The following is a 618-nucleotide window of genomic DNA, read 5'->3' as shown; positions in this document are numbered from 1 at the left end:
TTCCTTCTCCCGAGTTCTCTCAAGCGCCTTAGAATACTCATCTCGCCCACCTGTGTCGGTTTGCGGTACGGTCTCGTATGACTGAAGCTTAGAGGCTTTTCTTGGAACCACTTCCGATTGCTACGTGTACAAGTACACTCGTCCCACTCCCTTGAATTACGTGCCCGGATTTGCCTAAGCACCTTCTATGAAGCAGAAACTGACTATTCCAACAGTCAGACAACCTTCCGCGATCCGTCCCCCCATCGCATCATACGACGGTGCAGGAATATTAACCTGCTTCCCATCAGCTACGCATCTCTGCCTCGCCTTAGGGGCCGACTCACCCTGCTCCGATGAACGTTGAACAGGAAACCTTGGGCTTACGGCGTGGGGGCTTTTCACCCCCATTATCGCTACTCATGTCAGCATTCGCACTTCTGATACCTCCAGCATCCTTTACAAGACACCTTCGCAGGCTTACAGAACGCTCTCCTACCATATGCTTGCGCATATCCGCAGCTTCGGTGACTGGCTTAGCCCCGTTACATCTTCCGCGCAGGACGACTCGATCAGTGAGCTATTACGCTTTCTTTAAATGATGGCTGCTTCTAAGCCAACATCCTGACTGTTTTAGCC

Annotated in this window: 1 rRNA gene; it reads right to left on the bottom strand. The window is 51.8% G+C overall.

Features of this window, described 5'->3' with window-relative positions:
• A 23S ribosomal RNA gene (locus KW842_RS27160) occupies positions 1 to 618 on the bottom strand; the annotation flags it as partial.

This window comes from Duganella sp. sic0402 (genome assembly GCF_019219065.1).
Taxonomy (GTDB): domain Bacteria; phylum Pseudomonadota; class Gammaproteobacteria; order Burkholderiales; family Burkholderiaceae_D; genus Rugamonas.
This window is presented reverse-complemented; position numbering and strand designations above follow the sequence as displayed.